Origin of the sequence: Rhodococcus sp. P14 (genome assembly GCF_000256505.1) — a bacterium.
In the GTDB taxonomy this organism is placed as follows: domain Bacteria; phylum Actinomycetota; class Actinomycetes; order Mycobacteriales; family Mycobacteriaceae; genus Rhodococcus; species Rhodococcus ruber.
Genome location: NZ_AJFC01000131.1, coordinates 1 through 7,766 on the forward strand (window position 1 = coordinate 1; position 7,766 = coordinate 7,766).

At 70.1% G+C, this 7,766-nt stretch carries 8 protein-coding genes and 1 pseudogene; 4 read left to right on the forward strand and 5 right to left on the reverse strand.

Features of this window, described 5'->3' with window-relative positions; genetic code table 11:
• The first annotated feature begins 251 nt into the window (after positions 1 to 251).
• Positions 252 to 830 (forward strand): TetR/AcrR family transcriptional regulator, encoded by a 579-nt coding sequence (locus tag OEY_RS0110060; protein ID WP_010593755.1) that lies wholly within the window; start codon positions 252 to 254, stop codon positions 828 to 830.
• Positions 827 to 1,264: an HIT family protein gene (locus tag OEY_RS0110065; protein ID WP_010593756.1), complete on the forward strand. Its 438-nt coding sequence runs from the start codon at positions 827 to 829 to the stop codon at positions 1,262 to 1,264. Before OEY_RS0110060 ends, OEY_RS0110065 begins: the two co-directional genes overlap by 4 nt.
• 17 nt (positions 1,265 to 1,281) lie before the next feature.
• Here the strand turns inward: OEY_RS0110065 and OEY_RS0110070 are convergent, their stop codons facing one another.
• Positions 1,282 to 1,467 carry a hypothetical protein gene (locus tag OEY_RS0110070; RefSeq protein WP_010593757.1) on the reverse strand — a complete coding sequence of 62 codons (186 nt, stop codon included), beginning with the start codon at positions 1,465 to 1,467 and terminating at the stop codon, positions 1,282 to 1,284.
• Between the two features lie 324 nt (positions 1,468 to 1,791).
• Between OEY_RS0110070 and OEY_RS0110075 the strand changes: the two genes are divergently transcribed.
• Positions 1,792 to 2,991, forward strand: a complete 1,200-nt coding sequence (locus tag OEY_RS0110075; protein ID WP_010593758.1) for an EstA family serine hydrolase — start codon at positions 1,792 to 1,794, stop codon at positions 2,989 to 2,991.
• A 69-nt stretch (positions 2,992 to 3,060) separates the two neighbouring features.
• Here the strand turns inward: OEY_RS0110075 and OEY_RS0110080 are convergent, their stop codons facing one another.
• On the reverse strand, positions 3,061 to 4,347 hold the full coding sequence (locus tag OEY_RS0110080) for an MFS transporter (RefSeq protein WP_234575086.1): 1,287 nt from the start codon (positions 4,345 to 4,347) through the stop codon (positions 3,061 to 3,063).
• A gap of 257 nt (positions 4,348 to 4,604) precedes the next feature.
• The gene (locus OEY_RS0110085; RefSeq protein WP_010593760.1) at positions 4,605 to 5,111 is read right to left on the reverse strand and encodes a MarR family winged helix-turn-helix transcriptional regulator; all 507 of its coding nucleotides are present in this window, start codon (positions 5,109 to 5,111) and stop codon (positions 4,605 to 4,607) included.
• A gap of 529 nt (positions 5,112 to 5,640) precedes the next feature.
• On the opposite strand from OEY_RS0110085, the pseudogene OEY_RS31385 reads away from it, so the two are divergent.
• A pseudogene (locus OEY_RS31385) lies at positions 5,641 to 7,073 on the forward strand (DUF1254 domain-containing protein).
• A 58-nt stretch (positions 7,074 to 7,131) separates the two neighbouring features.
• Here OEY_RS31385 and OEY_RS0110095 read toward each other — a convergent pair.
• Entirely contained in the window at positions 7,132 to 7,392 is a 261-nt protein-coding gene (locus OEY_RS0110095) for an Ada metal-binding domain-containing protein (protein WP_010593761.1), read from the reverse strand.
• The coding region (locus OEY_RS0110100) for a 2OG-Fe(II) oxygenase (protein ID WP_010593762.1) at positions 7,389 to 7,766 on the reverse strand (378 nt) is incomplete at its 5' end. The genes OEY_RS0110095 and OEY_RS0110100, both read right to left, overlap by 4 nt.

Below are 7,766 nucleotides of genomic sequence, written 5' to 3' on the forward strand. Positions count from 1 at the left end.
CCTCGACGCCGCGCTGGCCGACCGGTCGGCGTTCGTCGGTGCCGCACAGGCGCAGGTCGCCACCGTTGTCGCGGCGGTGCAGGACCTCGTCGAGCAGTACCCGGACGCCGCGAAGTACACGCCGGCGCCGATCCTGTAGGGATCGTCCGGGACAAGGCTGCCGGGGGGAGTTGTCAGATGGGGGTAGCCGAAATGCAGGGGAGAAGATGTTGGCCGGGAAGCCGGGTAATGCCGTACGGATCCGGGATGCGGTGCGGACGCGAGCCGCGCTGCTCGACGCCGCGACGGAGGTGTTTCTCCGCGACGGGTACGCCGCGGCGGCGACCGAGGAGATCGTCGCCGTCGCGGGCGTGACCCGCGGGGCGCTCTACCATCACTTCGCGAACAAGCGGGATCTGTTCCGCGGGGTCGTGGAGCGGATGCAGGTGGAGACCGAGGAGACGCTCGCGGCGATCGAGGGCAGCGATCCGTGGGAATCGTTCACCGCCGCGGTGCTCGCCTCGCTCGATGTCGTGTACGACCCGGCGATCCGGCGTCTGCTGCTCATCGAGGCCCCCGCGGTGCTGGGCTGGGCGGAGGTCCGGGAGGGGCACCGCAAGAACACCATCATGATCACCGAGCGCGCGCTGCGGGCCATCGCGCGGCGCAGCGGCGAACCGGCACCGCAGTCGTCGGCGCTGGCGCACATGATCGTCGCGGCCGTCGAGGAGGCCATGCTCTACCTCGCCCACAGCGACGACCCCATCCGCGAACGGCCGGAGGTGCAGGCGCAGCTGCTGCAGCTCCTCGAAGGCGTCCGGCGGCCGGCACCCGTTCAGGAGAGTGCGTGAGCGACTGCGTGTTCTGCGCGATCGTCGCCGGCGCCGCGCCGGCGAGCATCGTGTTGGACGAGCCGGATGTGCTGGCGTTCATGGACATTCGTCCGTTCACACCCGGGCACCTGCTGGTGATCCCCAAGCGCCACGCATCCGGCCTCGCGCACCTCGCCCCACAGGACGGCGCGCGGGTGTTCGACGCGGGCCGGCGCATCGCGACCGCGCTGCGCGCGAGTTCGCTTCCCATCGAGGGGGTCAACCTCTTCCTGGCCGACGGCGCCGCCGCCGGCCAGGAAGTGTTCCACGTGCACCTGCACGTCGTTCCGCGCCGTCGCGGCGACGGTTTCGGACTGCGGGCCGTGCCGCGCACCCCGAACCGCGCCGTGCTCGACGGCACCGCCGAGACCGTGCGGGCAGCGCTGGCCGACGCCGGGGGCAGCCCCGGCTGAGACCGAGTCGTCCGGGCTCAGCCGGCCAGGTCGTCCGGACCCACTTCGTCGTCGCGCCACGCCGACGCGCTGACGCCCTGGCTCGACCGCAGCCACCGGATGCCGGCGGCCAGGGCCAGGACGAGCGAGCCGACGAGGAGGACTGCGCGGCCGGACGAACGCCCGCGCAGCAGGATGGCCGGAGAAGGTGAGGAATCGGGCACCGCACCATCCTGCCTCATCTCGGATGCGACGGACGGGTGCCCGCCGCGGGCCGCGACTGTATTGCCCGCATCTCCCGGGTGCGGGAGACTGTCCGGGGGCGATGGCCCGGCGAGTCGCAGGCGTCCGAGGAGGCGGTCGTGCAGTTCGGATCGTGGCGGTCGACGAGCCGGACGACATGAACGTCGTCGTCGGACAGGTTCGTCGCGACCGTCGGGGATCTGCACGAAGCGCTCGTCGGACTGCCGCGCCCGATCGGCTACCCGCGCGGCCCTGTGCCGCATCGCCGGTACCGCGTGTGCCGCACCACGCGAGAGGAGACGACCGTGTCCGCTCGAATATCCCGGCACCCGGGGATCCACGGATACGCGCGCGACGACTTCGCGGCCGTGCGGCAGGCGTTCGCCGAGAACTTCTCCCACCGTAGGGAGTTGGGTGCCGCATGCTGCGTCTACTACCGCGGGGAGAAGGTGGTCGATCTGTGGGGCGGGGTACGGGACAAGACGACCGGCGCGCCGTGGGAACGGGACACCATGACGCTGGTGTTCTCCGCCACGAAGGGGATGACCGCCGTGACCGTCGCGCTGGCCCATTCCCGCGGCTGGCTCGATTTCGACGAGCGGGTCTGCACCTACTGGCCCGAGTTCGCGCAGAACGGCAAGGAACGGATCACCGTCCGCCAACTGCTGGCCCACCAGGCCGGGCTGTTCGGCTTCGACGAGCCGGTGGATGCCGGGGTCATCGCCGACCCGGACCGGCTGGCCGCGATCATGGCCCGCCAGAGACCGGAGTGGGCGCCGGGGGAGCGGCAGGCCTACCACGCGATCAGCCTCGGCTTCTATCAGGGTGAACTCGTTCGCCGGGTCGACCCGCAGCACCGCACGCTCGGGCAGGTCTTCCAGGACGAGATCGCGACCCCGCTGGGGCTGGAGTTCTACATCCGCCTCCCGGCCTCCGTTCCCGACGCCCGACTTGCCCCGCTGATGATGCGGAACCCCCTCCGGAATCTCGCCGAGCTGTCGCCGCGGCTGTTTCCGGCGTTCCTGAACAAGCGGTCGGTGTTCTACCGCTCGCTGGTCGCCAACCCGGGAACGCTCGTGGCACTGGACCCGGACACGATCTACGCGCGCGATCTGGAGGCGCCGTCCGGCGGAGGCGTGGGCACGGCACGCGCCCTGGCGCACGCCTACGGTGTCCTGGCCACCGGCGGTGCGGAACTCGGCATGCGCCCGGAAACGCTGCACGAACTGACGGCCCCGCCGGTGCCGCCCCGGGACGGTTTCCACGACGCGTGCATGCTCGGGGACATCCGGTTCGCCCTCGGTTTCATGCGCCCGAGTCCCGACTGGTCTTTCGGCGGCCCCCGGTCGTTCGGCGCGCCCGGTGCCGGCGGTTCCTTCGGCTACGCCGATCCGGATGCCGGGATCGGCTACGGCTACGTCTGCAACCGCATGGGCAAGTCTCGGAACGATCCGCGCGACGTCGCCTTACGTGCCGCGATGACCGGCGCCGTCACGTCGGCCTGATCCGGGGCGGTCGCCTACCGGGCGCCGGGCGCATCAACCGAAAGACCCCTCCGGAGAGGGGGTTCGGAGTCAGGCCTTCGACAGCGCCGTCGGGCGGGGTTCGGTGTCGACGCCGGGGATCCCACGCCCGCGCAGGGACGCGCCGGCCGTCTCGGCCACGAAGTACAACGCGACGAGACCGACGACGCACGCGCCCATCATGTAGAAGGCGGGGACGAGGTCGTTGCCGGTCCGCTCCACCAGCCACTCGTTCACCGCCGGGGCGGTCCCGCCGAACAGCGACGTCGAGACGTTGTAGGCGATCGCGAAGCCGGCGAAGCGCACGTGGGTGGGGAACATCGCCGGGAAGGTCGCCGAGATGGTCGACAGCTGCAGCACGTACAGCAGGCCCAGGACCGTGAACGCGACGATGGCCCAGGCGAAGCTCACGGTCATGAGCATGTACATCGGAATCGCGAGCAGCAGCAGCCCGCCCATCGAGATCAGCCACATCGGCTTGCGGCCGATCCGGTCGGACAGCGAGCCCGCGAACGGAATGACCGCCATCATGGCGAGCTGCCCGATGACGACGAGGGACAGCGAGGCGGTGCTCGACAGACCGATGCGGTTCTCGAGGTAGGTCGGCATGTAGCTCAGCAGGGTGTAGTTGCAGACGTTGAGCGCGACGACCAGACCCATCAGCGTCACGATCGGCTTCCAGTACTGCGAGAGCAGACTCCTGAACTGCGTGCCGGTGTCCTGCTCGACCTCCCCGTCGGCCTCGAGTTCGCGGAACACCGGGGTGTCCTCGAGCTTCGACCGCAGGTACAGCCCGACGAGGGCGAGGGGTCCGGCGACGAAGAACGGCAGGCGCCAGCCCCACGTGCTCATGAACGCGTCGGTGGAGAGCAGATCGATGGACAACACGATGAGCGCGCCGAACGAGAAGCCGGCGAGAGTGCCGAACTCGAGGAAGCTGCCGAAGAACCCGCGCTTACGGTCGGGGGAGTACTCGGCCATGAAGGTCGCCGCACCACCGTACTCGCCGCCGGTGGAGAAGCCCTGGATCATGCGCAGCAGCACCAGCAGCAGCGGTGCCCAGAAGCCGATGGAGGCGTACGAGGGAATGGCACCGAGCAGGACGGTCGCCGTGCCCATCAGGATGATCGTCAGCGCAAGCACCTGGCGGCGTCCGAGCCGGTCGCCGAGGGGACCCCACACCAGCCCACCGAGCGGACGTACGAGGAAGGACACGGCGAAGACACCCAGGGTGAGCAGCGTGGCCGATTCCAGATCGCCGGGGAAGAACGAGTCGGCGATGTAGGTGGCGGTGTAGGCGTATACGCCGTAGTCGAACCACTCCGTGAAGTTGCCCATGGCCGAGGCGCTGATCGCGCGCCGCAGATGACCGGGTCGGACCTCGGAGTGCACGTCGGTATCGCCGGTGGGTCTCAAGACACATCCCTTCGTTCGGACAACCGTTCCGGCGTACCCGACGGGCGGCCGTCCGATCCATTCGATGTGCAGTGAGAAGTAGTTTGTTACCCTTCCGTAATGTTTTTCCTGCGGGTTCCCGCATGGTGGGAGTGTGGATCTGCCGATCGACCCCCGGGGAAGGCCCGGATCTCGCGTGCCTAGTGTTGATCGAGGGCGCCGGCGCGCAGCGCGGCGGCATTGATGCGGGTCAGCACGTCGTGCAGTTCCTCGAGCTCGGCGAGGCTCACCCCGAGCCGGCGCACCACCGTTTCGGGCACCGTCTCCGCCCGTTTCCGCAGTGCACGTCCCGCGTCGGTGAGGTCGACGACGAGCTGACGCTCGTCCTGGGGGCTCCGGGTGCGGGTGATCAGACCGAGCGACTCCAGTCGTTTGAGAAGCGGGGACAGGGTGGGCGAGTCCAGTTGGAGGGCCCGTCCGATTCCCTTGACCGACATCGGCGCGTCCCCCCACAACGCCAGCATCACGAGGTACTGCGGGTGGGTCAGGCCGAGCGGTTCGAGCACCGGCCGGTACACCGAAAGGACCGCGCGGTTGGTGACGGACAGGGCGAAGCAGACCTGACGGTCGAGGGCGAGGGGGTCGGCCGTCGCCCTCGACGACCCGGCTTCGGCCCCGGTCGAGTGGGGGCGGGCCTCCGTGCTCATGGCCTCGATGCTACCCAACCGGAACCTGCCGGCGACGGTCGCCGGACGGGCCGCGCAGCGACTCCGGCGCCGGTATCGCAGGCCGACGAGAGATTCCGGCCGGTGTGGAGTCCCCGCGAGGTGGCATCGCCCCATGGGTAATGCCTCCGAAAAGGACTGTCGGACCGTCGATTACCGAATGAACGGGACCCCGGTCGCCTCGATGCGTGAATCGCACTGCATCACAGAGCAATTCGACCTCCGCGGAGAGACGCCGTGAGACGGTCCGGTTGTGATCCTCGACGCCCGGTTCGCGAAGAACGACTGGTTCGCGAACCACTCGGACAGGCGGAGCGGCGCAGCACGGCGGGCGCCGGAACCCGAGAGCGCCGTGCCGCGCACCCGGGATTCGAGGAACTCCCCTCCATCCGGGCAGACGACACGCCAGACTGGATACCACCCGAGTTCGAGAAGTGCTACCGGCCGGAGGAATCGAAGAGCGCCGACGGCGACGAGTTGCGGTCTCGGCCGTGAAGGCAGGAGGAAATCGATGACCTCGCATGCGAACACCACACCTATTCCGCCCGGGATCGCGATGCCGGACGAGGTCCGGACCCGGTTGGGCACGTTGCGATTCTTCGACGGGGTCCCCGACGACGCGGCGACCCGGACGCTGTTCGACAACCTGGACTTCCAGCGGGCGGTCCAGGCGTACCTGCTGGGGCTGGCCCCGGTCGCCGTGGCGGCGATGCGTAAGGCGCTGGTGCAGTGGGGGCCGGTGAACGCCACCCTGGTGATGTGGGCGGACCTGGTCCATCCGCGATTCCTCGGCCTTGTCTACAACACGAGCACCTCGTACCACTACGCCTGGCTCGACCTGCGCGACGGGCCCGTCGTCGTCGAGGTCCCCCCGAAGGTATACGGCGCCGCAATCGATCCCTGGTGCCGGTGGGTGGTCGACGTGGGCCTCACCGGACCGGACCAGGGCCGCGGCGGCCGCTACCTGTTCGTGCCGCCGGGCTACGCCGGGCAGGTGCCGGACGGTGACCGGGTGGTGCGGTCACGCACCGTCGGGTTGTGGGTGGGCTGGCGGGGTTTCCGGGACGAACACGGTGATCCGCGCCCGGCGGTGGAGATGGTCGAGGCGCACACCCGGATTCATCCGCTCTCCCAAGCGGACGATCCCCCGTCGACGCGGTTCGTGAACGTCTCCGCCGAGCCGATGTGCGCCGTCGCCCCGGCCGACTTCCGGTTCTGGGAGATGCTCGACGAGGTGGTGCAGTCCGAACCGCCGGAGTCGGCCGACCCGCTCACCCTGGGCATGTTCGCCTCGGTCGGGATCCGTCGGGGCAGGCCGTTCGCCCGGACGAGCGGATGCGCGCGATCCTGACCGAGGCGGCGACGGTCGGGGACGCGACCGCCCGCGCGCTGACCTACCGGTTCCGCCACCAGGAGGCGTACTACTACCCCGGCCGCGCCTGGCGCTCGGGCTTCCTCGGCGGCTACTCGTGCACGGAGGACGGGGCGTTGCTGCTCGACGCCGCCGCTCAACTCGACTTCTTGTACGGCAGTACCAGCCCGGCCTTCGATCAGAAGGCGGTCGGGACCGGGTCGCAGTACGCCCTCGCATTCGTCGACGCCACCGGCGCACCGTTCGACGGTGACCGGAGCTACCGGTTGCACGTGCCCCCGCACGTGCCCGTGAACAACTTCTGGTCGGTGCTGGTCTACGACACCCAGGCCCGGTCGATGCTGCAGACCGATCAGCAGTGGCCGTCGGTGACCAGCCAGGATGCGGACCTGGCCGTAAACGAGGACGGCTCGGTCGACGTCCACTTCGGGCCCGAACGACCCACCGAGGACTGCAACTGGATACAGAGCCTGCCCGGCAGGGGCTGGTTCGCCATGTTCCGGCTCTACGGGCCTCTGGAGCCGTGGTTCGACAAGACCTGGAGGCTCCCGGACATCGAACCGGTCGGGTAGCGACCGGGCCGACGGGCACCGCTTCGGCGGGTACGCGGCGCAGAACGCGAACTGCCGCTCATCCGGCTCGGTCCGCCTTCCATGTCCGGTGGCGATCCGGCAGGCACACCGCGCACGGGCGGTAGCCGGCTGCGACGGCGTCGGATTCGCCGGCAAAGAAGACCCGGTCCCGGACGTAGCCGCCGCGCGCGATCGCCCGCCGCGCCGCGCGGCAGTCGAGTCGTCCGTAGATCCGGCCGCGACGGTGGCCGCCCAGTGTGCCGGGGGCTGCGCTGAGGTAGGGACGTCCGTCGCTCCCGACGAGCGTGTAGTGGGTCACCGTGCGTCGTGCAGGACGAGGCCGAGGGTGTGGCGGACGCCGGCGCGGACGGTGCTGACCCCGTGCCGGACGGGGGAGCGGGTCCAGCCGCGCGTGGATCGGGTGGGCCGGTCGCGGGTCGTGAAGATCAGGGCGTGACCTTGCTGCAGCACCGTGGCGGTGCCCCGGGACTGCGCGCGGGCGCGTTGCTCGACGAGGAGGAACTCGCCGCCGAGGTGGTCGTGGCCGGGCCGGTCGAGGCCGATCACCACCTGCAGCGGGAACACCAGGTCGCCGTAGAGGTCGCGGTGCAGGGCGTTCCAGTCGCCGGCGGTGTAGCGCAGCAGCAGGGGCGTCGGCTCGGGCTGTCCCGCGGGGCGGCAGGGGGGGCGGCC

Excerpts from the sequence above, each read along its gene's own strand:
- OEY_RS0110080 (WP_234575086.1), bottom strand. The coding sequence starts at position 4,347 with ATGGGCAACTTCACGGAGTGGTTCGACTACGGCGTATACGCCTACACC.
- OEY_RS0110085 (WP_010593760.1), bottom strand. The coding sequence starts at position 5,111 with ATGAGCACGGAGGCCCGCCCCCACTCGACCGGGGCCGAAGCCGGGTCG.